This window comes from Streptomyces sp. NPDC003248 (genome assembly GCF_055563235.1).
On the sequence record NZ_JBVHDT010000024.1, the window covers coordinates 21,817 to 45,779 of the forward strand.

Annotated in this window: 21 protein-coding genes; 11 read left to right on the plus strand and 10 right to left on the minus strand. The window is 72.7% G+C overall.

The features are described 5' to 3' along the window. Positions 1-44: 44 nt before the first annotated feature. The 6 genes from ACZ3KJ_RS33915 (at position 45) to ACZ3KJ_RS33940 (ending at position 7,092) form a co-directional block, all read left to right on the plus strand. The gene (locus ACZ3KJ_RS33915; RefSeq protein ID WP_467532702.1) at positions 45-1,067 is read left to right on the plus strand and encodes a LacI family DNA-binding transcriptional regulator; all 1,023 of its coding nucleotides are present in this window, start codon (positions 45-47) and stop codon (positions 1,065-1,067) included. 238 nt (positions 1,068-1,305) lie between these two features. Further along, positions 1,306-2,409, plus strand: coding sequence for a S1C family serine protease (locus ACZ3KJ_RS33920; protein WP_467532703.1), 1,104 nt, complete (start codon positions 1,306-1,308; stop codon positions 2,407-2,409). A gap of 30 nt (positions 2,410-2,439) precedes the next feature. Then, entirely contained in the window at positions 2,440-2,631 is a 192-nt protein-coding gene (locus ACZ3KJ_RS33925; RefSeq protein WP_467532704.1) for a hypothetical protein, read from the plus strand. Positions 2,632-2,695: 64 nt separating this feature from the next. Then, entirely contained in the window at positions 2,696-3,430 is a 735-nt protein-coding gene (locus ACZ3KJ_RS33930) for a response regulator transcription factor (protein WP_467532706.1), read from the plus strand. Continuing rightward, the gene (locus ACZ3KJ_RS33935) at positions 3,427-4,884 is read left to right on the plus strand and encodes a HAMP domain-containing sensor histidine kinase (protein WP_467532707.1); all 1,458 of its coding nucleotides are present in this window, start codon (positions 3,427-3,429) and stop codon (positions 4,882-4,884) included. Before ACZ3KJ_RS33930 ends, ACZ3KJ_RS33935 begins: the two co-directional genes overlap by 4 nt. 96 nt (positions 4,885-4,980) lie before the next feature. After that, positions 4,981-7,092 (plus strand): pectinesterase family protein, encoded by a 2,112-nt coding sequence (locus ACZ3KJ_RS33940; RefSeq protein WP_467532709.1) that lies wholly within the window; start codon positions 4,981-4,983, stop codon positions 7,090-7,092. A 13-nt stretch (positions 7,093-7,105) separates the two neighbouring features. Here the strand turns inward: ACZ3KJ_RS33940 and ACZ3KJ_RS33945 are convergent, their stop codons facing one another. The 5 genes from ACZ3KJ_RS33945 to ACZ3KJ_RS33965 all read right to left on the minus strand — a co-directional run bounded on the left by ACZ3KJ_RS33945 (position 7,106) and on the right by ACZ3KJ_RS33965 (position 11,569). Continuing rightward, entirely contained in the window at positions 7,106-8,890 is a 1,785-nt protein-coding gene (locus tag ACZ3KJ_RS33945) for an ABC transporter ATP-binding protein (protein ID WP_467532710.1), read from the minus strand. Between the two features lie 104 nt (positions 8,891-8,994). Then, positions 8,995-9,120, minus strand: a complete 126-nt coding sequence (locus tag ACZ3KJ_RS33950) for a hypothetical protein (RefSeq protein WP_467532712.1) — start codon at positions 9,118-9,120, stop codon at positions 8,995-8,997. Positions 9,121-9,173: 53 nt separating this feature from the next. Then, positions 9,174-9,299 (minus strand): hypothetical protein, encoded by a 126-nt coding sequence (locus ACZ3KJ_RS33955; RefSeq protein WP_389521186.1) that lies wholly within the window; start codon positions 9,297-9,299, stop codon positions 9,174-9,176. A gap of 54 nt (positions 9,300-9,353) precedes the next feature. Beyond that, positions 9,354-9,482, minus strand: a complete 129-nt coding sequence (locus ACZ3KJ_RS33960) for a hypothetical protein (RefSeq protein ID WP_389521184.1) — start codon at positions 9,480-9,482, stop codon at positions 9,354-9,356. A gap of 284 nt (positions 9,483-9,766) precedes the next feature. Continuing rightward, on the minus strand, positions 9,767-11,569 hold the full coding sequence (locus tag ACZ3KJ_RS33965; protein WP_467532713.1) for a bifunctional metallophosphatase/5'-nucleotidase: 1,803 nt from the start codon (positions 11,567-11,569) through the stop codon (positions 9,767-9,769). Between the two features lie 249 nt (positions 11,570-11,818). On the opposite strand from ACZ3KJ_RS33965, the gene mshD reads away from it, so the two are divergent. Then, positions 11,819-12,745, plus strand: a complete 927-nt coding sequence (mshD, locus tag ACZ3KJ_RS33970) for a mycothiol synthase (RefSeq protein WP_467532715.1) — start codon at positions 11,819-11,821, stop codon at positions 12,743-12,745. Positions 12,746-12,994: 249 nt separating this feature from the next. On the opposite strand, the gene ACZ3KJ_RS33975 is transcribed toward mshD, so the two are convergent. From ACZ3KJ_RS33975 to ACZ3KJ_RS33995, 5 genes are all read right to left on the minus strand, one after another. Further along, the gene (locus ACZ3KJ_RS33975; RefSeq protein ID WP_467532717.1) at positions 12,995-13,666 is read right to left on the minus strand and encodes an ABC transporter; all 672 of its coding nucleotides are present in this window, start codon (positions 13,664-13,666) and stop codon (positions 12,995-12,997) included. 14 nt (positions 13,667-13,680) lie between these two features. Then, positions 13,681-15,228 carry an ABC transporter permease gene (locus tag ACZ3KJ_RS33980; RefSeq protein WP_467532718.1) on the minus strand — a complete coding sequence of 516 codons (1,548 nt, stop codon included), beginning with the start codon at positions 15,226-15,228 and terminating at the stop codon, positions 13,681-13,683. Continuing rightward, the gene (locus tag ACZ3KJ_RS33985) at positions 15,225-16,106 is read right to left on the minus strand and encodes an ABC transporter ATP-binding protein (protein ID WP_467532720.1); all 882 of its coding nucleotides are present in this window, start codon (positions 16,104-16,106) and stop codon (positions 15,225-15,227) included. The genes ACZ3KJ_RS33980 and ACZ3KJ_RS33985 overlap by 4 nt, the downstream gene beginning before the upstream one ends. A 121-nt stretch (positions 16,107-16,227) precedes the next feature. Continuing rightward, the gene (locus tag ACZ3KJ_RS33990; RefSeq protein WP_467532722.1) at positions 16,228-17,076 is read right to left on the minus strand and encodes a zf-HC2 domain-containing protein; all 849 of its coding nucleotides are present in this window, start codon (positions 17,074-17,076) and stop codon (positions 16,228-16,230) included. Next, positions 17,073-17,624, minus strand: coding sequence for an RNA polymerase sigma factor (locus tag ACZ3KJ_RS33995; RefSeq protein ID WP_467532724.1), 552 nt, complete (start codon positions 17,622-17,624; stop codon positions 17,073-17,075). Before ACZ3KJ_RS33995 ends, ACZ3KJ_RS33990 begins: the two co-directional genes overlap by 4 nt. Positions 17,625-18,569: 945 nt before the next feature. Here ACZ3KJ_RS33995 and ACZ3KJ_RS34000 point away from each other — a divergent pair. The 4 genes from ACZ3KJ_RS34000 to pstS all read left to right on the plus strand — a co-directional run bounded on the left by ACZ3KJ_RS34000 (position 18,570) and on the right by pstS (position 23,864). Continuing rightward, positions 18,570-20,798: an RNA degradosome polyphosphate kinase gene (locus ACZ3KJ_RS34000; protein WP_467532725.1), complete on the plus strand. Its 2,229-nt coding sequence runs from the start codon at positions 18,570-18,572 to the stop codon at positions 20,796-20,798. After that, positions 20,779-22,011: a CHAD domain-containing protein gene (locus ACZ3KJ_RS34005; RefSeq protein WP_467532727.1), complete on the plus strand. Its 1,233-nt coding sequence runs from the start codon at positions 20,779-20,781 to the stop codon at positions 22,009-22,011. The genes ACZ3KJ_RS34000 and ACZ3KJ_RS34005 overlap by 20 nt, the downstream gene beginning before the upstream one ends. 53 nt (positions 22,012-22,064) lie before the next feature. Then, a complete protein-coding gene (locus ACZ3KJ_RS34010; protein WP_467532728.1) occupies positions 22,065-22,487 on the plus strand; it encodes an NUDIX hydrolase in 423 nt (140 codons plus the stop codon). A 246-nt stretch (positions 22,488-22,733) separates the two neighbouring features. Further along, complete coding sequence (pstS, locus tag ACZ3KJ_RS34015) at positions 22,734-23,864, plus strand: phosphate ABC transporter substrate-binding protein PstS (RefSeq protein WP_467532729.1); 1,131 nt, start codon at positions 22,734-22,736, stop codon at positions 23,862-23,864. The last annotated feature ends 99 nt before the right edge of the window (positions 23,865-23,963 follow it).

Below are 23,963 nucleotides of genomic sequence, written 5' to 3' on the forward strand. Positions count from 1 at the left end.
TCCACGCCCTGCCCGTGACAGGTCCATCCGCGTAGACTCCGCGCGTGGCCAAGGTAACCAGGGATGACGTGGCGCGACTGGCGGGGACGTCCACTGCGGTCGTCAGCTACGTCATCAACAACGGACCCCGGCCGGTCGCCCCGGCCACGCGCGAGCGTGTCCTCGCCGCCATCAAGGAGCTGGGGTACCGGCCCGACCGGGTCGCGCAGGCGATGGCCTCCCGGCGCACGGACCTCATAGGCCTGATCATCCCCGACGCCCGCCAGCCCTTCTTCGGGGAGATGGCCCACGCGGTCGAGCAGGCCGCCTCCGAGCGCGGGAAGATGGTCCTCGTCGGCAACACCGACTACGTCGCCGAACGCGAGGTCCACTACCTGCGCGCCTTCCTCGGGATGCGCGTCTCCGGGCTGATCCTGGTCAGCCACGCGCTCAACGACCTGGCGGCCGCCGAGATCGACGCCTGGGACGCCCGGGTCGTCCTGCTGCACGAGCGGCCCGAGGCCATCGACGACGTCGCCGTCGTCACCGACGACCTGGGCGGCGCCCAGCTCGCCGTACGGCACCTGCTGGAGCACGGCTACGAGTACGTCGCCTGCATGGGCGGCACCGCCGAGACGCCCTCCGTCGGCGACCCCGTCTCCGACCACGTCGAGGGCTGGCGCCGGGCCATGGACGAGGCCGGGATCAGCACCGGGGGCCGGCTCTTCGAGGCGCCGTACAACCGCTACGACGCCTACCGGATCGCCCTGGAGCTGCTGTCGGGGCCGGACCGGCCGCCCGCGATCTTCTGCTCCACCGACGACCAGGCCCTCGGCGTGCTGCGGGCCGCCCGCGAGCTGCGCATCGACGTACCCGGCGAGCTGGGCGTGGCCGGCTTCGACGACATCAAGGAGGCGGCGCTCGCCGATCCGCCGCTGACCACCGTCGCCTCGGACCGCTCGGCGATGGCCCGCGCCGCGGTGGACCTCGTCCTCGACGACGGGCTGCGGGTCGCGGGATCGCGCCGCGAGCGGCTGAAGGTGTTCCCGTCGCGGCTGGTGGTGCGGCGGTCCTGCGGCTGCGCCTGACCGCCTCGCTCCGCGCGGGAGCTCGTGCATGACGGCGTTCATGACGGCGTTCATGACGGCGTTCATGACGGCTTTCATGACGGCGTTCATGACGGCTTTCATGAGGGCTTTCATGAGGGCTTTGTGAGAGGCGCGACGCCGTCGCCCGCGGCGCCTTTATATCGGGCGAAGGAGCTTCTGCCGGGCTTCTCAGGGAGCGCTCAGGGAGCTCTCATCGTCAGGCGACAAGCTCATTGTCATGACCGAGAGCATCCGCCGCGACGGCGAGTACGAGACCGCGTACCAGACCCCCTACCAGGGCGCCCAGCTGCACGCCTCCGCCCCCGTCGACCCGGAGTGGCCGCCCCCGCCGGCCCACCAGCCCGCGCAGGGCGCCGACAGCGGCGGCACCGCTCTCCTCACCCACCCCGCCCCCGCCGCGCCCGCCGTCCCCCCGGTCGCCGAGCCCCCCGCCCGGAAGAAGCGCAACCGGGGCCCGATCGCCCTGCTCGCCGCCGTGGCGATCGTCGCCGCGGCCATCGGCGGCGGCACCGCCTACGGCATCCAGGAGCTGACCGGCAAGAACGAGACGGTCTCCTCGTCCACGACCACCAGCGTCGTCCCCTCCAGCAGGACGGGTGACGTGGCCTCGATCGCCGCGGCGGTCAGCCCGAGCGTCGTCGAGGTCAACGCCACCCTCAGCAGCGGCACCTCCACGGGCTCCGGCGTGATCATCACCAGCGACGGCGAGATCGTCACCAACAACCACGTGATCTCCGGCGCCTCCTCCATCAAGGTGACGACCAGCGACGGCAAGGAGTACACCGCGCAGGTCGTCGGCACCGACAGCGCCAAGGACCTCGCCCTGATCAAGCTGGAGAACGCCTCCGGCCTGAAGGCGGCGACCCTCGGCGACTCCGACGGCGTCCAGGTCGGTGACACGGTCGTCGCGATCGGCTCCCCCGAGGGCCTCACCGGCACCGTCACCAGCGGGATCGTCTCCGCCCTCGACCGCGACGTCACCGTCTCGACCGACGAGAGCCAGGGACAGCAGCAACAGCAGCAGGGCGGCGGCTGGCCGTTCGAGTTCGGCGGACAGCAGTTCAACGGCGACACCGGCTCGTCGACCACCACCTACAAGGCGATCCAGACGGACGCCTCCCTCAACCCCGGCAACTCCGGCGGCGCCCTGATCGACGCGAGCGGCAACATCATCGGCATCAACTCCGCGATGTACTCCGCCGCCGACGCCACCTCCTCCTCCGAGGCCGGCAGCGTGGGCCTCGGCTTCGCCATCCCGATCAACACCGTCAAGTCCGACCTGGCCACGCTGCGGGCCGGCGGCTCCGACAGCACCAGCTGACCCGTCCGTCCCACGCCCAGGGAGCACGTCATGATCAAGCAGGTTCCGCACACGGTGACCGGCGTCGGCCCGGCCGACCTCGCTCTGGCCCTCGGCGTGGCGTACGAGCTGCACCCGCCCGTGCGGCGGGCCCCGCGGGCCCCCGAGGTGGCGTCGGCCGCCACCGGGACCACCGCGGGGCGGCGGACCACGGCCCGCCGCCGCAGGACCGCCCGCGCCTGAGCACCTTTAGGCTGAATGAGTTCGTTCAGCCCCGACGCCCCACCGCACCGAGGAAGCCACGCCCATGAGCCCCGCCGAAGGCGACCGTGACCCCCAGCGCATCCTGATCGTCGACGACGAACCGGCCGTGCGCGAAGCCCTCCAGCGCAGCCTCGCCTTCGAGGGCTACGACACGGAGGTCGCCGTCGACGGCGCGGACGCCCTGGAGAAGGCCACGGCCTACCGCCCCGACCTGGTGATCCTCGACATCCAGATGCCCCGCATGGACGGTCTGACCGCCGCCCGCCGCATCCGCGGCGCCGGCGACACCACGCCGATCCTCATGCTCACCGCCCGCGACACGGTCGGCGACCGGGTCACCGGCCTCGACGCGGGCGCCGACGACTACCTGGTCAAGCCCTTCGAGCTCGACGAGCTCTTCGCCCGCGTCCGCGCGCTGCTGCGCCGCAGCTCCTACGCGGCGGCGCAGACGGAGGACGTCCACGAGGACGAGGCGCTCTCCTTCGGCGACCTGCGCATGGACCTCGCCACGCGCGAGGTCACGCGGGGGGCGCGGCCCGTGGAGCTGACCCGCACGGAGTTCACCCTCCTGGAGATGTTCATGGCGCACCCGCGCCAGGTCCTCACCCGGGAGCAGATCCTCAAGGCGGTCTGGGGCTTCGACTTCGAGCCGTCCTCCAACTCCCTCGACGTGTACGTGATGTACCTGCGCCGCAAGACCGAGGCGGGCGGCGAGCCGCGCCTCGTGCACACCGTGCGGGGCGTCGGGTACGTGCTGCGCCAGGGCGGGGCGGAGTGAACGGGTTCGTCCGCCGGTTCCGGACGCTGCCGATCCGGGCCCGGCTGTCGATGCTGGTCGCGGCGGCGGTCGCGTTCGCGGTGGCGGCGGTGTCGGTGACGTGCTGGTTCATCGTGCAGGGCAAGCTGTACGAGCAGGTCGACGACGACCTGCGGCAGGCGAGGATGAAGGGGCCCGAGCAGCTCGCCCAGGTCACGGCCGCAGTCAACAACTGCACGCAGACTCCGACGCAGGGCGACGCCCCCTTCCGCAACAACCTCTACTCCCAGGTGGTCACGGCGGACGGCACTGCCTGCGTCATCGACGACTCCCTGGGCCTGGTCAAGGTCACCCAGGCCGACAAGGAAGTGATCAAGAACGCCAGCTCCGGTGAGGGCGTCATTCGCAACGGCACCGACGAGGACGGCAACGCGGTACGCGTGCTGACCATGCCCCTGCCGCTGGAGAACACCAGCACGGGCGCCCACTCCTACGCCGCCCTCACGGTCGCCGTTTCCCTCAAGGGCACCCAGTCCACCCTCAACGACCTCGCCCTCATCCTCCTCCTCGTCTCCGGCATCGGGGTCGTCGGCGCCGGTGCCGCCGGGCTCGCCGTCGCGCGGGCCGGTCTGCGTCCCGTCGACAAGCTCACCGAGGCCGTCGAGCACGTGGCGCGGACCGAGGACCTGGGCGTCCGCATCCCGGTGGAGGACGACAGCGACGACGAGGTGGCCCGGCTCTCCCGGTCCTTCAACTCGATGACCTCCTCCCTGGCCAACTCCCGCGAGCTGCAACAGCAGCTCATCGCGGACGCCGGGCACGAACTGCGCACCCCCCTGACCTCCCTGCGCACCAACATCGAACTGCTCACCCGCAGCGAGGAGACCGGCCGGCCGATCCCCGCCGCGGACCGCAAGGCGCTGCTCGCGTCGGTGAAGGCGCAGATGACGGAGCTGGCGTCGCTCATCGGCGACCTCCAGGAGCTGTCCCGCTCGGAGGGCCAGCGCGGTGAGCGCGTCCAGGTGGTCTCGCTGGAGGACACCGTGGAGGCCGCCCTGCGCCGGGCGCGGCTGCGCGGGCCCGAGCTGTCCATCACGGCCACGCTCGAACCCTGGTACACCCGGGCGGAGCCGGCGGCGCTGGAGCGCGCGGTGGTCAACATCCTGGACAACGCGGTGAAGTTCAGCCCCGAGGGCGGCACGGTCGAGGTGCGGCTCAGCGAGGGCGTCCTGACCGTGCGGGACCACGGCCCCGGCATTCCCGAGGACGAACTCCCGCACGTCTTCGACCGGTTCTGGCGCTCCCCGAGCGCCCGTGCCCTGCCGGGATCGGGGCTGGGCCTGTCGATCGTCGCCCGCACCGTCCAGCAGGCGGGCGGCGCGGTGACCCTGGCCCGCGCGGAGAGCGGCGGCACGGTGGCCACCGTACGGCTGCCGGGGGCACCGACCCCGCCGCCGGAGACCCCGGCCGTCTGACCCTCCGCCCCTCTCGCTCCCCGTCCCCGGCAACCTTTCCGTTCCGTGTGGCGACCCACCAGCGGTCCCATCCCCCACACGGAACGGAAGAGCCGCATGAACGCACACCGCGTCACAGACCCCGGCAAGCCCCGCCACCGCCGGCGCAGGAAGGCGCTCACGGTCGGTGTGCCGCTGGCCCTGACCGCCGCCTGCGCGCTGGCGTACGGCACGGTGTCCGGGCTCGGCTCCCCCCGGACCGCGTCCGCCGCCACCGCCGCCGCGCCCGCCTGGGCGACCGCCACCGCCGACGGGTTCGCCTCCGTCGACGCGCTCGGGCAGAACGGGACGTACGGCGGGCGGGACGGCGCGACCGTGACCGTCCGGACGCTCGCCGACCTGGAGAAGTACGCGACGGCCGCCGAGCCGTACGTCATCGTCGTCGCCGCCGCCATCACCATGGACACGGTGGGCCGGGAGATCAAGGTCGCGTCCGACAAGACCATCGTCGGGTCCGGGACCTCCGGGCACCTCGTCGGCGGCGGCTTCTTCCTGGGCCAGGGCGTCCACAACGTGATCATCAGGAACCTGACGATCCGGGACACCTACCAGGGCGTCTGGAACGACAAGGACCACGACTTCGACGCGATCCAGATGGACGGCGCGCACCACGTCTGGATCGACCACAACGATCTGCGGCACATGGCCGACGGGCTGATCGACGTCCGCAAGGACAGCACGTACGTGACGGTGTCCTGGAACCGGCTGGGCAACGACAACAAGGCCTTCGGCATCGGCTGGACGGAGAACGTCGTCACCGACATCACGATCCACCACAACTGGATCCGCGAGACCGAACAGCGCAACCCCTCGACGGACAACGCCGCCCACGCCCACCTGTACAACAACTTCCTGGAGGACGTGGCGGACACCGACATCACGTCCTCGTACGGCAACTACGCGCGCGGCGCCACGAGGATGCTGCTGGAGAACAGCTACTTCCAGGGGTTCAGCAACCCCGTCATCAAGGACAGCACCGCCGCGCTCGTCCAGCGCGGCAACGTCTTCTCGGGTACCACCGGCCGCAACGAGAGCGGGGGCACGGCCTTCGAGGCCACGGCCTACTACCCGTACACCCTCGACGCGGCGGCGAACGTGCCGTCGCTGGTCAAGGCGGGGGCCGGCCCGCGCAGCACGATCGGCACGACGACGACCGCCGCCACGACGACGGGCAGCACCACAACCGCCGCCACGGCCGTGGCCGCCGCGGCGACCACGCTCACGGTCGCGGCGGACGGCACCGGGCAGTACCGGACCGTCCAGGCCGCCGTGGACGCCGTCCCCGCCGGCAACACCTCCCGGGTGGTCGTCTCGATCGCGCCGGGCACGTACCGCGAGACGGTCAAGGTGCCGTCGAACAAGCCGCACGTCACCCTCCAGGGCAGCGGCGCCGGCCGCAAGGACACGGTGATCGTCTACAACAACGCGGCCGGCACGCAGAAGCCCGACGGCTCGGGCACGTACGGCACCTCGGGCAGCGCGACCGTCGCCGTCGAGGCCGACGACTTCCAGGCCCGCAACCTGTCGATCACGAACGACTTCGACGAGGGCGCCAACCAGTCGCTCTCCGGCCACCAGGCCGTCGCCCTGCGCACCGCCGCCGACCAGGTGTTCCTGGACGGGGTCATCGTCAGCGGCGACCAGGACACCCTGCTGCTGGACACCGCGGCCAAGGACAAGCTGGGCCGGGTGTACATGACCAACTCGTACGTCGTCGGGAACGTCGACTTCGTCTTCGGCCGGGCGACCGCGGTGATCGACAAGTCGGTGATCACGTTGAAGAAGCGCTGGGACGGCTCCTCCGCCGGCTACATCACCGCACCGAGCACCGCGGCCGACCGGAAGGGCTTCCTCATCAGCCGTTCAACTGTGAACGGCGACGTCTCCGCCGCCTCCTTCTACCTGGGCCGGCCCTGGCACGCCGGCGGGGACGCCACCCTGGATCCGCAGACCACGGTCCGCGACACGGTCCTCAGCGCCGCGATCAAGGCCGCTCCCTGGACCGACATGAGCGGGTTCTCCTGGAAGGACGACCGGTTCGCCGAGTACCGGAACACCGGCGCCGGCGCGGGCAGCGCGAGCAGCGACCGGCCGCAGCTGACCGACGCCCAGGCCGCCGACCAGGAGGTCGCGGACTGGCTGGCGGGCTGGACACCCACCGCGTCCTGACCCGGGGCCGGGCTCACCTCCGCAGCGTCAAGGTGTCGTCGGACAGGGCGCCGACCGGCTCCGGCGCCGACGGCCAGGGGGTGGCCAGCCTCGCGTAGGAGGGGCAGCGCGCCATCAGTTCGTCGTGCGTGCCGGCGTCCAGCAGACGGCCGTCGTCGACGACGAGCACGCGGTCGGCGTCCGGCGCGAGGCTGAGGTCATGGGTGATCATGATCGTCGTACGGCCGTGCATCAGGCGGCGCAGGGGCTGGACGACCTGGCGGGCGGCGACCGAGTCGAGGCCGGCGGTCGGCTCGTCGAGGACGAGGACGGGGGCCTCGCGGAGCATCGCGCGGGCGATGGCGATGCGCTGGAGCTGGCCGCCGGAGAGGGCGGCGGTGCCGGGGGCGATGAGGGTGTCGTAGCCCTCGGGGAGCGCGGCGATGAAGTCGTGCGCCGCCGCCGACCTCGCCGCCCGTTCGATCTCCCGGTCCGTGGCGCCCGGCCGGCCGCACCCGATGTTCTCGCGGATGGTGCCGTTGAGGACGAGGGTCTGCTGCGGGAGCAGGGCGACGTTCTCCCGGAGGAACTCCAGCGGAACGTCCGTCAGCGGGACGCCGTCCAGGGAGATGACGCCGGTCGCGGGGTCGTAGAAGCGGGTGAGGAGCTTGGCGAGGGTCGACTTGCCGGCGCCGCTCGGGCCGGTGACGAGGAGCAGTTCGCCCGGTCCCGCGGTGAAGGTGAGGCCGCGCGTGGAGTCCTTCGCCGCTCCGGGGTAGCGGAAGGTGACGTCGTGGAAGGCGACCCAGCCGCGTACCGGCCAGGGGGCGACCGGGTTCTCGGGGTCCCGCACGGCCGGCTCGGCCTCCAGGAGTTCGCCGATGCGTTCCGCGCCGGCCGTGGCCGCGGTGACCGTCAGGCCGAGCTGGCCGAGGTCGCGGACGGGCGGGTACAGGTAGCCGATGAAGGCGGCGAAGGCGAGCAGGTCGCCCAGTGACATGCGGTCCGCGGAGATCTCCCAGACGCCCAGGCCGATCACCGCCAGCACGCACAGCGTCTCGACGACCTCCACGAACTGCTCGTACATCTCGCTCAGCCGCGCCCCGCGCACGCTCGCCCGCATCCACGCGCGGGCCTCCTTGTCGAGGCGCCGCTCCTCGTCCCGGCGCCGGTTGTACGCCTGGGTGAGGACGATGTTGCCGAGGGACTCCTCCACCACCGAGGTGATCGCGCCGTCCGCGACCCGCTCGTCCTGCGAGGCCTGCTTGATGCGGCCGGAGAAGCGGCGGGCGGCGAGGAGGAAGAGGGGCGCGAGGACGAAGGTGGCCAGGGCCAGGTCCCAGCGCAGGTAGAGAGCGGCCGCGGCGTAGAACACGGCGGAGAAGGCGGCGGAGACCGTGCCGACGACACCCGAGACGACCATCTGCTCGATGGCCTCGACGTCACCGGTGAGGCGTTCCACCAGGTCGCCCTGGCGGTGCCGCTGGAAGAAGTGGGGCGGCAGGTCCTGGACATGGCCGAAGACGCCCGCGCGCAGGCGGAGCACGAATCTCTCCGCCGTCCAGGTCGCGAGCGAGTTGCCGAGGTAGCCGACGAGCGCGCCGAGCACGGCGACGCCCAGCCAGGCGCCGGCCGGTCCCCAGAACGCGGAGAGCGATCCCGCCTCCAGGGCGTTGTCGGTCAGTTCGGCGAACAGCAGGATGGACGCCGTCTCGGCGAGCGCGGAGACCACCACGCACCCGACGATCACCAGCATCCACTTGCGGTCGCCGCGGGTCAGCGGCCAGAAGCGGCGGAAGGCCTCCCGGGCCTCTCTCATCTCAGCGACTCCCTCGTTCGAGCGCGGACAGGGCGGACACGGCGGAGGCGGGGCCCGGTGCGGGCTGGTTCGCCCGCACCGTCGGCCCCGCCTCGGACACCGCGTCAGCCCTTGTTGCCGACCGGGCGCTTGGCGGCCTTCTTGACGGCCTTCTTCTTGGGGGCCGGCTTCGGGGCCTGGGCGGCGGTCTTGCGGGTCTTCTTGACGGGGGTGATCTTGTGGAAGCTCATGGAGGTGTCCCTTTCTCGGTGATCAGCTGTGGAGTGCGGTACTGATGCGGTGTTTACTTACGGCCGCCGACCGGGCGCTTGGCCGCGGTCTTCTTGGCGGCGTTCTTCTTGGGGGCGGCCGGCTTCGGGGCGGCGGCCTTGCGGGTCTTCTTGACCGGGGTGATCTTGTGGAAGCTCATGACAGTGCCCTTTCGCTGAAAATTAGCTGTGATTTGCTTTGCTCAAGCCAAGTGCTACTTATGGCTACCGACCGGGCGCTTGGCCGCGACCTTCTTGACGACCTTCTTCTTGGGCGCGGGCTTCGCGGCCTGGGCGGCGGTCTTGCGGGTCTTCTTGACCGGGGTGATCTTGTGGAAGCTCATGGTCTGTCTCCTTGTCCCGTGTTCGCGACTTCGCTTTCGCGTCGTTCGCTTTCGACATGGAAAACACTACGGGACGCCGGAGCGGAAAAAAGCCAATTCCGCTGAGACCTCGATGAATTGCGGCTGAGACAGTTTTCAGGCGGACCGGGGAACCAAACCCGCCCTTACATAGAATTGATAAAACGCGAAAGGGGCCCGGTCCGTACGCGCGTCGCGTACGGACCGGGCCCCTGTGGAGCCGTGGAGCCGTGGAGCCGTGGAGCGGTGGGCCGTGGGCCGTGGGCCTACTGCACGATCGTGATCCGGTTCGCCGCCGGGGGAGCGATCGGCGCCGAGGCCGAGGAGTTGGCCGTCAGGTACTGCTCCAGGGCGGTCAGGTCGTCCGCGCCCACCAGGTCGTTCGTGCCCTGGCCCAGGGTGGTGAAGCCGTCGCCGCCGCCCGCGAGGAAGCTGTTCGTCGCGACACGGTAGGTGGCGGCCGGGTCGACGGCCGCGCCGTTCAGCCGGACGGAGTCCGTGACGATCCGGTCGGCGCCGGTCTTCGTCAGGTCCAGCGTGTACGTCAGGTTGGCGGACGTCTGGAGGATCTTCGGCGCGGCCGCGTTCGTACCGCTCACCTGCTCCTGGAGCACCTGGATCAGCTGGGCGCCGGTGAAGTCCTGGAGGTTCACGGTGTTGGAGAACGGCTGCACGGTGAATCCCTCGGCGTACGTCACCACGCCGTCGCCCTCGGCGGCCTTCGCCGCGTAGGTGAGACCGGCCCGGACCCCGCCCGGGTTCATCAGCGCCAGGTCCGTCTCCGCGTCGAGCTCCTTGCCGTACCAGAGCTGCGCGTCGGCGATCAGGTCCCCCATGGGGGACTCGGTGCCCGTGTTCGGCACGTCACCGGAGATGTAGCCGATGGCGCGGTTGCCGATGGGGGCGGCGAGGGTGTTCCACTTGCCGATCAGCTCGGTCATGTCCGGCGCCTTGGCCACGGTCCGGGTGACCACGTGGTTCGCCGACTTCACCGCCGTGCGGGCGATGTCCCCGGTGAAGCGGTCGTACGTCAGCGTGGTGTCGGTGTAGAGCCGGCCGAACGACGCGGCCGAGGTCACCGTGCGCGGCGTGCCCGACGGGTCGTCGATCGTGCACGTGTACGCGGCGTGGGTGTGACCCGTCACCAGCGCGTCCACCTGCGGCGTGATGTTCTTCGCGATGTCCACGATCGGGCCGGAGATGCCGTCACCGGCGCCCGGCGAGTCGCAGTCGTAGTTGTACGAGGCGGAGGCGGGCTGGCCGCCCTCGTGGATCAGCGCGACGATCGACTTCACGCCCTGGCGCTGGAGCACCTTGGCGTACTTGTTGATCGTCTCGACCTCGTCCTGGAACTTCAGGCCCTTGACGCCCTCCGCGGAGACGATGCCGGGGGTGTCCTCCAGCGTGACTCCGATGAAGCCGATCTTGACGTCCTTCTTCTTCCACACCCAGTACGGCTTCAGGATCGGCTTGCCGGTCTTCTCGTCCAGCACGTTCGCCGCAAGGTAGGGGAAGTCGGCGCCCTCGAACGTCTCGTCCGTGTAGCAGCCGTCCGTCGGGTGGCAGCCGCCGTTCTGCAGCCGGGCCAGTTCCGTGGCGCCCTCGTCGAACTCGTGGTTGCCGACGGAGGTGACGTCCAGGTCCAGCTTGTTCAGCGCCTCGATGGTGGGCTCGTCGTGGAAGAGGCCGGAGACCAGCGGGGAGGCGCCGACCATGTCGCCGCCGGCCGCGGTGATCGAGTAGGCGTTGCCCTCCCGGGCCTGGCGCAGGTGCGTGGCGAGGTACTCCACACCGCCCGCGTCGATCGTCTTCGTCGTGCCGTCGGCCTGGGTCTCCGTGACCCGGCCGGACGAGCCGGACGGCGGCTCCAGGTTGCCGTGCAGGTCGTTGAAGGACAGCAGCTGCACGTCCTGGTAGCGGCTGGGCAGCGGCTTGCCGTGCTCGCCGTCGTGCGCGTCCGCGGGAAGCGCGGCGACCAGGGCGCCGGCGGTGGCCAGACCGGCGGCCGCCGCGAGCAGACCGTATCCACGGCGTCTGCGGGTCGGATACGACTGGGAAGTGGCTGGCATGCGCCCCCCTGTGGTGTCGGCGTCCTCCGGGCCGGGCGGCCCTGAGAGGCGGGTCGGGATGGGTGGCCCGGCGTGTGGGACGCGTGGCCACATCGGGCCGCAGCCTAGAGTCAACGCGCGTAGCGCGACAGGGGGTTCACGGTTACATCCTGGTTTCCCTTTGCCCTTCGCCCGCCGCACGCTTTGGCTTCCCGTTCCCCTTCCTCCCGTGCCGCCACTTTGCGGGGTCCGCCCCTTACCCTCGTACGCATGACCAGCGACGACACCGCACGGATCCACGGCTCCCGATCCATCGAGACCCACTCCGCGCTCTCCCCCGAGCAGACCGAGGCCGTCCTCGCCCTGCTCGCGGACGCCGCTCACAGCGACGGCCAGCAGGCGGTGTCCGAACAGGGCCGGCTGCAACTGCGCGGCGGCGCCCGGGAAGGCGTCGGCCATCTGCTGCTCTTCGTGGGCGACGACCTCGTCGGCTACGCCCAGTTGGAGGACACCGACCCCGTCGAGGCCCCGGCCGCCGAACTCGTCGTCCACCCCGCCCACCGCGGGCACGGGCACGGGCGGGCGCTCGGCTCGGCCCTGCTCGCCGCCTCCGGCAAGCGGCTGCGGGTCTGGGCCCACGGCGGCCACTCCGCCGCCCGGCACCTGGCGCAGGTGCTGGGCCTGACGCTGTTCCGCGAACTGCGCCAGATGCGCCGGTCGTTGACCGACCTCGAACTGGCCGATCCGGTGCTGCCCGAGGGCGTGACCGTCCGCGCCTTCGTCCCCGGACAGGACGACAGCGCCTGGCTCGCCGTCAACAGCGCCGCCTTCGCGCACCACCCCGAGCAGGGCTCGCTCACCCAGCGCGACCTCGACGACCGCAAGGCCGAGCCCTGGTTCGACCCCGCCGGCTTCTTCCTCGCCTTCCGCGGCACCGAACTCGTCGGCTTCCACTGGACGAAGGTCCACGCCGAGGAGCAGCTGGGCGAGGTGTACGTCCTCGGCGTCGCACCCGGCGCCCAGGGGGGCGGCCTCGGCAAGTCCCTCACCACCATCGGCCTGCGGCACCTCGCGGCGCAGGGGCTGCCCACGGCGATGCTGTACGTCGACGCCGACAACAAGGCGGCGGTGTCGGTGTACGAGCGGCTCGGGTTCGTCACGCACGAGACGGACCTGATGTACCGGACGGAGACGTGAGGGGACGTCCGGCCGGGAGCTGCCGTTCCCGGCTCCCCGCTCCCGGAACCCCGCTTCGGCCCTGAAGGGACCTGGGGGCCTCGTCCTCGGACTTCCCCAGGGGGCATTCCCGGAGGGGGCATCCCCGGAGGGCATTCCCGGAGGGTATTCCCCGAGGGGGATCCCCGGAGGGCATTCCCGGAGGGGGCATCCCCGGAGCGGCCGGAGTGACCTGACCGGTGGCGGACGGCCGCCGTGGAGCGAGCCGGGCTATCCGGAGCTCGGCAAGCGGCGTCGCAGGGGTTCCGGTGTGCAGACCGCCGTCGTCGCGACGGTCACCGCCAGCAGCAGCGCCCATCTCCACTGCGTCGCCTCCCACCACGGCTCTCCCGGCATCGCCGACAGCCCCCACCGTGCGGGGACCAGCACGACCAGGGCGGCGGCTGTCCCGAGGCGGACCGCCGTCCGTCTGCCCACCTCCGCCGCGCTCGTGAAGCGGACGGCGACGGTGGCGAGGGCCAGTGCGGAGGCGGCCGTCGCCGCGGCCTCCACGGTGGCGGGGCCGAGGGGCGGGCGGGTCGGCGCGGGTATGAGCAGCAGGGCGGTCGTCCACCACAGGGCCACGAGGGGAGCGGCGAGCGCCAGTCGCAGGCCGGCCCGGAGCGGCCGGCCGAGCGGGGTCGTCCCGGTCGTCCGGCGGGCGGGGTCGTCCAGCAGGAAGGCCAGCCCGAGCGCGCCGCTCAGCGCGACGAGCCGCAGGAGAACCAGCCCCAGCTCCTCGCCCGGCGCCCGCTCCCGCAAACGCAGCGCCGCGGCCGGCAGCAGGCCCAGTCCCCCCGCCACGGCCAGTGCCCGCCAGGGGAGCGTCCGCCAGACCAGGGGGAGAAGGGACCGGAGGAGGGCGGGGGCCGGCACCGTCCGCCGCACCCCGTCCCGGGACACCGTCCTGCTCCTCGCTACTCCTCGCACGACTCCACTCCCTCCGGTGCGGCGACGCCCAGCAGCTTCGCCGCCTCGGCCGTGGACGTCTCCGGTGACGTCAGCTGCGTCCAGTGGGCCTTGACCCGCGCGGAGACCTCCGCCCGCGGGCGGGTCGTCAGCTCGCGCACGACGGTCGTCTGCTGCGCCGTCAGAGACACCCCGTTGGTGGGTGCCAGCACCACACCGGCCCCGGTGACGCTGTCGTCGAGGCGCACGTCGCCGAAGGTGGACAGGGGTGTGGGGTCGGTGCCCAGGACCAGCCACATGACCGTCACCGCCCGGGCGCCGCACATCTGCTGGGCCGCGTCCTCCGACCCGGCGACCAGGACCGAGGCGACGCCGACCGCGAACTCGGGGACGCGGTTGCCGCCCCAGCGGGTGCCGACGGTGACCTCGGCCGGGGTGGTCGAGGGAGTCAGCGAGGTGTCGGCCTCCACGCCGCCGCTGGTGTCGATGTGTTGCCGCACCGTCAGCGGGGTGCGCGCGGCGGTGCCGCCCGCCGCCGCGCGGACGCGGTCGACGACGCGGGCCCAGTCGTCGCGCACACCGGTCCACTCGGGGAAGGCACAGTACGTCGACCCGCCGTACGTCGTGCACGACTGGACCTTCCGGGGCGTCGTGGACGCCGTCGTCCGCGCCGCCTCGAGGGCCGCCGTGTCACGCGGGAACTGGCCTGCCACGCCGGCCGCGGTGGCGGCGAGGGCCAGGACGGTGGCCGTCCTGACGGCACGGGTGCGCCCGCCGGAGAACAGGAGTGCCGCGCACATCAGCAGGGCGCACAGTCCGGCCAGGTAGAGCGCGTGCCAGGCGGCCGGGCGGCCGAGCAGGCCGGAGGGGACCGGGTCGCCGCCGGCGATGTCGGAGACGACGATCGGCGAGAGCCACTCGGCCCATGTGTCGTCCGCGCCGGCCGCCGAGACCATGACACCGCCCACGTACACCGCCACCACGAACAGTATGGGCACGAAGGGCGAGGGCAGCAGTCGCGCCAGCAGCACGCCCGTGACCCCGGCCAGCAGGACGGTCAGCGGGCCCGCGGCCAGTTCACCGACGGAGCCGTGGCCGATCGCGCCGGGCTTCAGCGCCTCCCGGGTGAACTCGACGCCGACGACGATCGCCGTGATCACGGCGCACGGGAGCACGGAGAGCAGGTGGGCGAGGGTGCGCCGCCAGGGCTCCATGGCCAGGACGTCGAACTGCTGGACCGTGCCGTGTCTGCGGGAGCGCAGGACGGCCGCGTTGGCGCAGACGAGCAGCGCGATGGCGAGCAGCAGCGGCGGTGTCTGGGTGCCGCGGTCCACCACGTGGAGGACGGGGTAGTCGTCCATGCCCTCCTGGCGCGTCATGCGCAGGGCGACGAGGCCGACGTAGAGGACGGAGAAGATCAGCACCGGGATCTGGAAGAAGAGCTCGCGGGCCTCGAAGCGGGCCAGGGCGAGGACCGCGCCGGTGCGGCGCGGAGGGCGGGGAGCGTCGGGGGGTGCGGCGGCGGACTCGTCGACGGGGGTGATGGTGGCGCTCATCCGGTCACCTCCCTGTCCTCGCCGTCGAGAGCGAGCAGGTAGCCGTCCTCCAGGGTGGGTTCGAGGAGGTCGGCGCCCTCCGGTGGGTCGCCGATGTTGCGGAAGGTGCCGGTTCCGGTGCGCCAGCCGGCCAGGGCGTTCGGGTCGCGTTCGGTACTGCTCCAGACCCGGCGGTCCGCGCGGGCGGTCAGCTCGGCGGGGGTGCCTTCGAAGCGGACACGGCCGCGGGCGAGGACCACGACGCGGTGGCAGAGCATGGCGACGTCCTCCGTCTGATGGGTGGACAGCAGGACCGTGCGGCCCTCACCGGCCTCGGCGACCAGCTCTCTGAAGCGCATGCGCTGCTCGGGGTCGAGTCCGACGGTCGGCTCGTCCAGGACGAGGAAGCCGGGGTTCCCGACGAGCGCGGCGGCCAGGGCGACGCGCTGCCGCATACCGCCGGAGAGCCGCTTGATGCGCTTGCCGCGCACGGCGGACAGGTCGACCGCCTCCAGCACGCGCCGGACCTCCCGGTGCCGTGCGCCGCGGTCGGTGAGCTCCTTCAGGATGGCCACGTAGTCGACGAACTCGAAGGCCGTGAAGTCCGGGTGGAAGCCGGGGGTCTGGGGGAGGTAGCCGAGGTCGCGGCGCAGGGACAGACGGCCGGTCGACGTCGCCGGGTCGTGCCCCAGGACGGTGAACTCGCCCCGGTCGGGCGGCACGGCGGTGGCCAGCACCCGCAACAGGGTGGTCTTCCCGGCGCCGTTGGGTCCGAGCAGGCCGGTGACACCCCGGGACAGCCGCAGCGACACGCCGTCGAGGGCGTGGGTGCCGCCGTAGCGCAGGGACAGGCCGGAGGCCGTGACGGTGGTGGGAGCGGTGGCGGGCGCGGTGCTCATGGGGTGCTCCTGGTGGTCCGGTCGGTCGGAGGGAGGGGCGGGAGCGGGGGTAGGGGCAGGGGCGGGAGCGAGGACAGGGGTGGGGACGGGAGTGAAGACAAGGGCGGGGGCGGGGACGGTGTCACGGGGCGCCCCCGTCCGGGAAACCTCCGACGGGACGGACGTCGAAGCGGTCGCGGGTCTGGTGGAGCAGCACGGCGGCGAGCACCGCGACCGCCGCCGCGGCCGATTGCCCGCCCGCCGTGAACGGGGCGAGCGTGCCGTCGCCGTGGGCCTGGGCCTGAGCCTGGGCCACCAGCAGCAGCGTCAGCCAGACGGCACCGACCAGGGCGGGTGCGAGAGCCGGGCCCAGCCGGGGGGTGAGCGCCAGTCCCGTCGCGGTAAGGGCGAGCGCGGGGAGCAGCCAGGCCAGGGCCAGCAGCCCGTACCCCGGCAGGGCGAGTGTCGCCAGGCCGTTGCACACCAGGCCCGCGGTGAGCACGGCGACCGTGCGGATCATCAGCAGCCGGAAGCCGTGCATCGGGGCGACGAGCGCCATCTCGTGCGTCGGGTCGAGCGCCGGGCCGTAGGAGAGGGCGACCCCGGCGAGCGGGAGGAGCGGGGCGAGGGCGAGGAACAGCGCGGGCCGGTCCACCAGGTGGACCGCGAGGACGGTCATGACCAGCAGCGACACCACCGCCAGCAGCCAGGAGCGGCGCAGCACCGGGGTCGCCGTCAGCAGCCGCGCGGTGTGGTCGGCCATGCCGAGCCGCACCAGCAGCCGCTCGCTCAGGGCCGGCCGCGGCGCGTCCAGCTCGGCGTCCAGCCGCTCCCAGCCGGCGTCCAGCGCGACCGGGTCGACGGCGCCCGCGAGCCGGTCCCGGCACCGCGCGCACCCCGTGAGATGCGTGTCGGCGGACCACAGCAGGGGCGGCGCCAGTTCGCCCCGCGCGTACGCGCGCAGGTCCTCTTCTGCCACGTGCCACGTCATGCCAGCGCCTCCCGCAGTTGCTTGCGGGCCCGCAGCGCCCGCGTCTTGACCGTGCCCGCGGGGATGCCGAGCAGGACGGCAGCCTCCCGGGTGGTGAGTCCGTCGATGACGGTGGCCTGCAGGACCGCCCGCAGCTCCGGCGAGAGCCGGATGAGGGCCCCGGCGAGGTCCCCGTGCTCCACCCCCGCGAGCACGCGGTCCTCCGCCGACACCTCGTCGCGGTGCCGCAGCCGGGCGAGCGCCTGGCGCAGACGGCCGCGCGCGCCGTCGCCCCGCAGGGCGTCGACCAGCCGGCGGGCGCCGATGCGCCACAGCCAGCCGGCGGCGTCCTCGGAGGCGCCCTCCTGCCGGTAGCGCGCGCTGCCCCGCCAGACCGCGAGGAACGTCTCCTGGACGACGTCGTCGACTATCCCGGCGTCGGCGCAGCGGCTGCGCATGCGCGCGGTCAGCCACGGCGCGTATCGCCGGTACAGCTCCTCGAAGGCGTGACGGTCCCGGTCCGCCGCGATGGCCCGCAGCAGCTCCGCGTCACTTCGCGTTTCGCTCACACCCCCTCATCGGACGGGCCTCGCCGATCGGTTCACGGTTCGCCGCACGAATTTTGCGCCGCCGCGTCCGGCTCCGTTTCTTCCGCACACCGCTCAGGGCACCGACCGCTTGCTGCCGAAGCGCTCGACGGCCCCTTCCCCCGCCGCCGACGCCACCCGCGCGCCCCGCACCGCCCGCGCCACCCGTCAGGGGCCCGCCGTACGACCACCGCAGGGGCCCGCCGTACGACCACCGCAGGGGCCCGCCGTACGACCGCCGCGGCCGCGACCTCAGTCTCCGCCTCCGCCTCCACCTCCGCCGACGGCACCACGAGCCCGGCGCCCCCGGGACACCACGGACCCGGCGCCCCGCCGGGACACCACGGACCCGGCGCCCCGCTGGGGCACCGCGCTGGGGCACCGCCCGGACCGTGCTGCGGGTGCACCGCACCGCTCTCGCAGTCGCCGCCCTCGCCGTCGCCGCCCTGGCGACCACGGCGGCGTTCCGCCTGCTGAAGCACCGCACGGCCTGACACAGGTTCCGCCTGGCCCCGGAGAACCACTCCCCCCAGGCCAGCGGGCCCCACTCCCCCAGCCCCACGGACCCCAGTCCCCCCGCGCCCCAGGCATCCCAAGCCCCACGGACCCCACCCCTCCGCTCCGGGCCTCAGGCCCCCAAGCCCCTCGCCCCCACCCCGCCCCGCCCCACCCCTTCAGCTCCAGGTCGGGGGCCCAAGGGGCGCACTCGCCCCCACCCGCGCCCCCGCGAGCCGCCCCCCGATATCCCACACGCCATGTCTCCGTAACCATTGGTTCAGACGACCTTGCGACGCTCGGTCAATGAACCCCGCCGTGCCCGAGGCTTCGCCACCCCCCGAGGGGAACCGCCCCGACGGGAGGGCCGCCGCGCTCCCGCCCGCACGTTCCGACGCGCCTGTGCCGGTCCTGGCGCGGAAGAATGGGTCCATGAGCCAGCACACCCAGGCAGACGTCCAGCACGCGCAGCCCTCCGTGGGCTCCATAGCCGCGCACCGCCCGCACACCGTGGCCGCCGTGGTCTCCGACCTCGAACCCGACATCGACGCCGATCTCGACGCGTACGAGGAGTCCCGGGAGGACGGGGCGGAGCTGCCGCAGGGTCGTTTCCTCGACCGGGAACGCAGCTGGCTCGCGTTCAACGAGCGCGTCCTGGAACTCGCCGAGGACCCGAACACGCCCCTGCTGGAGCGGGCGAACTTCCTCGCCATCTTCGCGAGCAACCTCGACGAGTTCTTCATGGTCCGGGTGGCCGGTCTGAAGCGCCGTATCGCCACCGGCGTCGCCACCCGCTCCGCGTCCGGCCTCCAGCCCCGCGAGGTGCTGGAGATGATCTGGGCCCGCTCCCGCGAGCTGATGGCCCGGCACGCCGCCTGCTACCACGAGGACGTCGCCCCCGCGCTCGCGGAGGAGGGCATCCACCTGGTCCGCTGGAGCGAGCTGACGGAGAAGGAGCAGGCCCGCCTCTTCACCCTGTTCCGGCACCAGATCTTCCCGGTGCTGACCCCGCTGGCGGTCGACCCGGCGCACCCCTTCCCGTACATCTCGGGCCTCTCCCTCAACCTCGCCGTCGTCGTCCGCAACCCCGTGAGCGGCCACAAGCACTTCGCGCGCGTCAAGGTGCCGCCGCTGCTGTCCCGCTTCCTGGAGAGCTCCCCCGGCCGGTACGTCCCCCTGGAGGACGTCATCGCCGCCCACCTGGAGGAGCTGTTCCCGGGCATGGAGGTCCTGGAGCACCACGCCTTCCGGCTCACCCGCAACGAGGACCTGGAGGTCGAGGAGGACGACGCGGAGAACCTGCTCCAGGCGCTGGAGAAGGAGCTCATGCGGCGCCGCTTCGGACCGCCGGTGCGCCTGGAGGTCGAGGAGTCGATCGACCGCGAGGTCCTCGACCTGCTCGTGCGGGAGCTGAAGATCACCGAGGCGGAGGTCTACCCGCTGCCCGGTCCCCTGGACCTCACCGGCCTCTTCCGCATCCACGGCCTCGACCGGCCCGAGCTGAAGTACCGCAAGTTCATCGCCGGCACCCACCGCGACCTCGCCGAGGTCGAGTCCGCGACACCGCCGGACATCTTCGGCGCCCTGCGCAACCGGGACGTGCTCCTGCACCACCCGTACGACAGCTTCTCCACCTCCGTCCAGGCCTTCCTGGAGCAGGCGGCCGCCGACCCGGACGTCCTCGCGATCAAGCAGACCCTGTACCGGACCTCCGGCGACTCCCCGATCGTCGACGCGCTCATCGACGCCGCCGAGTCGGGCAAGCAGGTCCTCGTCCTGGTCGAGATCAAGGCCCGCTTCGACGAGCACGCCAACATCAAGTGGGCCCGCAAGCTGGAGGAGGCGGGCTGCCACGTGGTCTACGGCCTGGTCGGCCTGAAGACCCACTGCAAGCTGTCCCTGGTGGTCCGCCAGGAGGGCGAGACGCTCCGCCGGTACAGCCACGTCGGCACCGGCAACTACCACCCGAAGACGGCCCGGCTGTACGAGGACCTCGGCCTGCTCACCGCCGACCCGCAGGTCGGCGCGGACCTCTCCGACCTGTTCAACCGGCTCTCCGGCTACTCTCGCCGCGAGACCTACCGCAGGCTGCTGGTCGCCCCCAAGTCGCTGCGCGACGGCCTGATCTCGCGGATCAACAAGGAGATCCAGCACCACCGTGCCGGACGTCCCGCCTACGTCCGCATCAAGGCCAACTCGATGGTGGACGAGGCCATCGTCGACGCCCTCTACGGGGCGTCCCGGGCGGGGGTCCCCGTCGACGTCTGGGTGCGCGGCATCTGCGCGGTGCGCCCGGGCGTGCCGGGCCTGTCGGAGAACATCCGCGTCCGCTCGATCCTCGGCCGCTTCCTCGAGCACTCACGGGTGTTCGCCTTCGGCAACGGCGGCGAGCCCGAGGTGTGGTTCGGCAGCGCGGACATGATGCACCGCAACCTCGACCGCCGTATCGAGGCCCTGGTCAGGGTCACCGACCCGGCTCACCGCGCGGCCCTGAACCGGCTGCTGGAGACCGGCATGTCGGACACCACCGCCTCCTGGCACCTCGGCCCGGACGGCGAGTGGACCCGGCACGCGACCGACGGGGACGGCCAGCCCCTGCGCAACGTCCAGGAGATGCTCATAGACGCCCGGAGGCGCCGGCGTGGCACAGCGACACCATGACCTTACGGGCCCCACGGCCGGGTCCGTGACGACGGGGGACGCCCTGGCGGGCTACCTACGGGCGCAGGCCACGGAGTTCCTCCGCGCCCTGCGCCTGCACCGGGAGGCCGGCGGCGGCGCGGCGAACGGCGCCCCCGGCGTCACGGGCTCCGCCGACGCGACCACCGCCCTGCGCCGCTCGGCCCGCCGCATCAGCGCCAGCCTGCACACGTTCCGGCCCCTCCTCGACCCCGGCTGGTCCGAGGAGATCCGCCCCGAACTGGCCTGGCTCTCCGGCACCCTGGCCCTCGAACACGCCTGCGAGGCCCGTCTGGAACGCCTGCTGCTGGCCCTGCACCGGCTGTCGGGCGCGACGGCGGTCCCGACGCAGCCGGCGGGGGCGGGCAGCCCCGCGCGCCCGCCGGGAGCGGAGGCGACGGCCGGCGGCGCGCCCGCACCGGTCTCCCTCGTCTCCGCCGGCGCGGGCCGCCGCACCACCGGCCCCGCCGCCACCGGCCCGGCCGCCACCGGCGCCGCTGCCGCCGCCGCTCAGAAGCCGCCCGCCGGCAACGCCGGGCACCCCGCGCGCCCGGCCGCCCCGGACCGCGGCAACCTCACCGTGGGCGCGGCCAAGGCGGGCGCCCTCCTGGACCGCCAGCTCACCCTGGCCCGCACCCGGGCCCACTCCACCGCCCTCCAGGCGCTGGGCTCCAGCCGCTTCCACGCCGTGGCGGACAAGGTCGCCGTCCTGGCCAGCGACGTCCCCCTCACGCCCGCCGCCGCGAGCACCGATCTGCGCACCCTCGCCGCGGCGGCGGAGGAGCGCCTCACGGACGCGGCCGGCGCGCTGCCCCTCCTCACCGCGGGCCACCCGTACAACGCGGAGGCCCTGGTCCACGGCCTGTCCCCGGACCCCGCCCCGCACCCGCAGGACGCGCCCTGGCACCAGGTCCGCCTGCTGCTGCGCCTGCACCGCTACGCCTTGGAGGTCCTGCGCGGCGACGTCCCGCCCGACATGCGGCTGCTCTCGGCCGGGCAGGCCCTTGACCGGCACCGCGACGCCTCGGAGGCGGCCGCGGCGGCGGCCCAGGCGGCGCGCACCCCGCGCATCGCCCCGGCGACGGCGTACGCGCTCGGCGTGCTCCACGCCGACCAGCGGCACGAGGTGGAGGCGGCACGGTACGCCTTCCAGCGCTCGTGGCAGAAGCAGACCTACGGCACGACCACGCCGTAACCGACGGACCCGACGGACCCGACCGACCCGACCGACCCGGAGGCGGTGATCCGGTGAGCCTTCCCGACGACACCCCGGTCCAGGCGGCCGGCTGCGTCCTGTGGCGCCGCTCGCCGGTCGCCGGCGGGCTGGAGATATGCCTGGTCCACCGGCCGAAGTACGACGACTGGTCGCACCCCAAGGGCAAGCTGAAGCGTGGCGAGGAAGCGGCGGCCGCCGCGGTGCGCGAGGTGGCCGAGGAGACGGGCTGCACCGCCCGTCTGGGCGCCCGGCTGCCCACCCTGCGCTACCTCGCGCAGGGCCGCCCCAAAGAGGTCCACTACTGGGCCGCCGAAGCGGTCTCCGGCACCTTCACCCCGAACGACGAGGTGGACCGCGTGCTGTGGCTCCCCCCGACGGCGGCCGGAAGCCGCCTCACCCAACCGAGGGACCGCACCCTCGTGCCCGCGCTGCTGGCCGCTCTTCACCTGATCTAGACACAGCCCGCTCATGGCAACCCCCTGCACCACACCGTGTCCTCGACGTGAGCGTTCCGTGACCTAACCGCACCGTCCACAGGGGTTCACCTCGCGTTCATGTGTGCCCGTAGGCGGCTTCACCTGATCTGCCTAATTTCGGCCTTACGCGGTACGCAACGCGCCCTCACGGACGCGTCCGCGCCACCCAGATCTCGCGCACGCCGCCGGAATCAGGACGGCGGCTCCTGGAAGGATCTCCCTCAAGTGAAGCTTCAGCGCATGAACCGGCGGGCCCTCACCCTCGGTGCTCTCGCCGTCTCCGGCGCCCTGGCCCTCACGGCGTGCGGTTCCGACGACACCGGGTCGGACAGCAGCGGCGGCACGTCCTCCGCGGCCGCCGCGGCGGGTTCCATCAAGTGCGACGACGCCAAGGGCCAGCTCCTCGCCGACGGCTCCTCCGCGCAGAAGAACGCGATCGACGCCTGGGTGAAGAACTTCACCCAGGCCTGCAACGGCGTCCAGGTCAACTACAAGGGCTCCGGCTCCGGCGCCGGCGTCACCGCGTTCACCCAGGGCCAGGTCGCGTTCGCCGGTTCCGACTCCGCGCTGAAGTCCGAGGAGATCGAGGCCTCCGCGAAGGTCTGCTCCAGCGGCCAGGGCATCGACCTGCCGATGGTCGGCGGCCCCATCGCCATCGCCTTCAACGTCTCGGGCGTGGACGACCTCACCCTGGACGCCGCGACGATCGCCAAGATCTTCAACGGCAAGATCACCAACTGGAACGACGCCGCGATCAAGAAGCTCAACCCCGACGCCGAGCTGCCCGACCTGAAGATCCAGCCGTACCACCGCTCGGACGAGTCCGGCACCACGGACAACTTCACCAAGTACCTGATCGCCACCGCCAAGAGCGACTGGCCCTACGAGGGCGGCAAGGCCTGGCAGGCCAAGGGCGGCCAGTCCGCGTCCGGCTCCTCCGGTGTCGCCCAGGGCGTCAAGCAGACCAACGGCGCCATCGGCTACATGGAGCTGTCGTACGCCAAGGACGGCCTCGGCACGGTCGCCATCGACACCGGCGCCGCGTCCCCGGTGAAGGCCTCCTCCGACGGCGCCACCAAGGCCATCGCCGACGCCAAGGTCGTCGGCACCGGCAGCGACCTGGCGCTGGAGATCAACTACGGCACCACGGCCGAGGGCGCCTACCCGATCACCCTGGTCACGTACGAGATCGTCTGCGACAAGGGCAACAAGGCCGACACCCTGCCCGCCACGAAGGCGTTCCTGCGCTACATCGCGAGCGAGGAGGGCCAGGCCATCCTCTCGGGCATCGACTACGCGCCGATCCCCGACGCCATCATCACCAAGGTCCGCTCCACCATCGAGGGCCTGAGCTGATCTGAAGTGGTGCGGTCCGGCGCCGGGGGGACCCGGTCCGGACCGCGCCGTCCGGTGCACCGCCGCCAGGGGCCGTCCGCAGACCCGGCCCCGTCCGAG

What these genes read in the sequence shown, in the direction of transcription:
- ACZ3KJ_RS33940 (WP_467532709.1), top strand. Translation starts at nt 4,981, where the DNA reads ATGAACGCACACCGCGTCACAGACCCCGGCAAGCCCCGCCACCGCCGG.
- ACZ3KJ_RS34000 (WP_467532725.1), top strand. Translation starts at nt 18,570, where the DNA reads ATGAGCCAGCACACCCAGGCAGACGTCCAGCACGCGCAGCCCTCCGTG.
- ACZ3KJ_RS33925 (WP_467532704.1), top strand. Translation starts at nt 2,440, where the DNA reads ATGATCAAGCAGGTTCCGCACACGGTGACCGGCGTCGGCCCGGCCGAC.
- ACZ3KJ_RS33980 (WP_467532718.1), bottom strand. Translation starts at nt 15,228, where the DNA reads ATGAGCGCCACCATCACCCCCGTCGACGAGTCCGCCGCCGCACCCCCC.
- ACZ3KJ_RS33955 (WP_389521186.1), bottom strand. Translation starts at nt 9,299, where the DNA reads ATGAGCTTCCACAAGATCACCCCGGTCAAGAAGACCCGCAAGGCCGCC.
- mshD (WP_467532715.1), top strand. Translation starts at nt 11,819, where the DNA reads ATGACCAGCGACGACACCGCACGGATCCACGGCTCCCGATCCATCGAG.
- ACZ3KJ_RS33960 (WP_389521184.1), bottom strand. Translation starts at nt 9,482, where the DNA reads ATGAGCTTCCACAAGATCACCCCGGTCAAGAAGACCCGCAAGACCGCC.
- ACZ3KJ_RS33985 (WP_467532720.1), bottom strand. Translation starts at nt 16,106, where the DNA reads ATGAGCACCGCGCCCGCCACCGCTCCCACCACCGTCACGGCCTCCGGC.
- ACZ3KJ_RS33945 (WP_467532710.1), bottom strand. Translation starts at nt 8,890, where the DNA reads ATGAGAGAGGCCCGGGAGGCCTTCCGCCGCTTCTGGCCGCTGACCCGC.
- ACZ3KJ_RS33990 (WP_467532722.1), bottom strand. Translation starts at nt 17,076, where the DNA reads ATGACGTGGCACGTGGCAGAAGAGGACCTGCGCGCGTACGCGCGGGGC.
- ACZ3KJ_RS33930 (WP_467532706.1), top strand. Translation starts at nt 2,696, where the DNA reads ATGAGCCCCGCCGAAGGCGACCGTGACCCCCAGCGCATCCTGATCGTC.
- ACZ3KJ_RS33950 (WP_467532712.1), bottom strand. Translation starts at nt 9,120, where the DNA reads ATGAGCTTCCACAAGATCACCCCCGTCAAGAAGACCCGCAAGACCGCC.
- ACZ3KJ_RS33920 (WP_467532703.1), top strand. Translation starts at nt 1,306, where the DNA reads ATGACCGAGAGCATCCGCCGCGACGGCGAGTACGAGACCGCGTACCAG.
- ACZ3KJ_RS33965 (WP_467532713.1), bottom strand. Translation starts at nt 11,569, where the DNA reads ATGCCAGCCACTTCCCAGTCGTATCCGACCCGCAGACGCCGTGGATAC.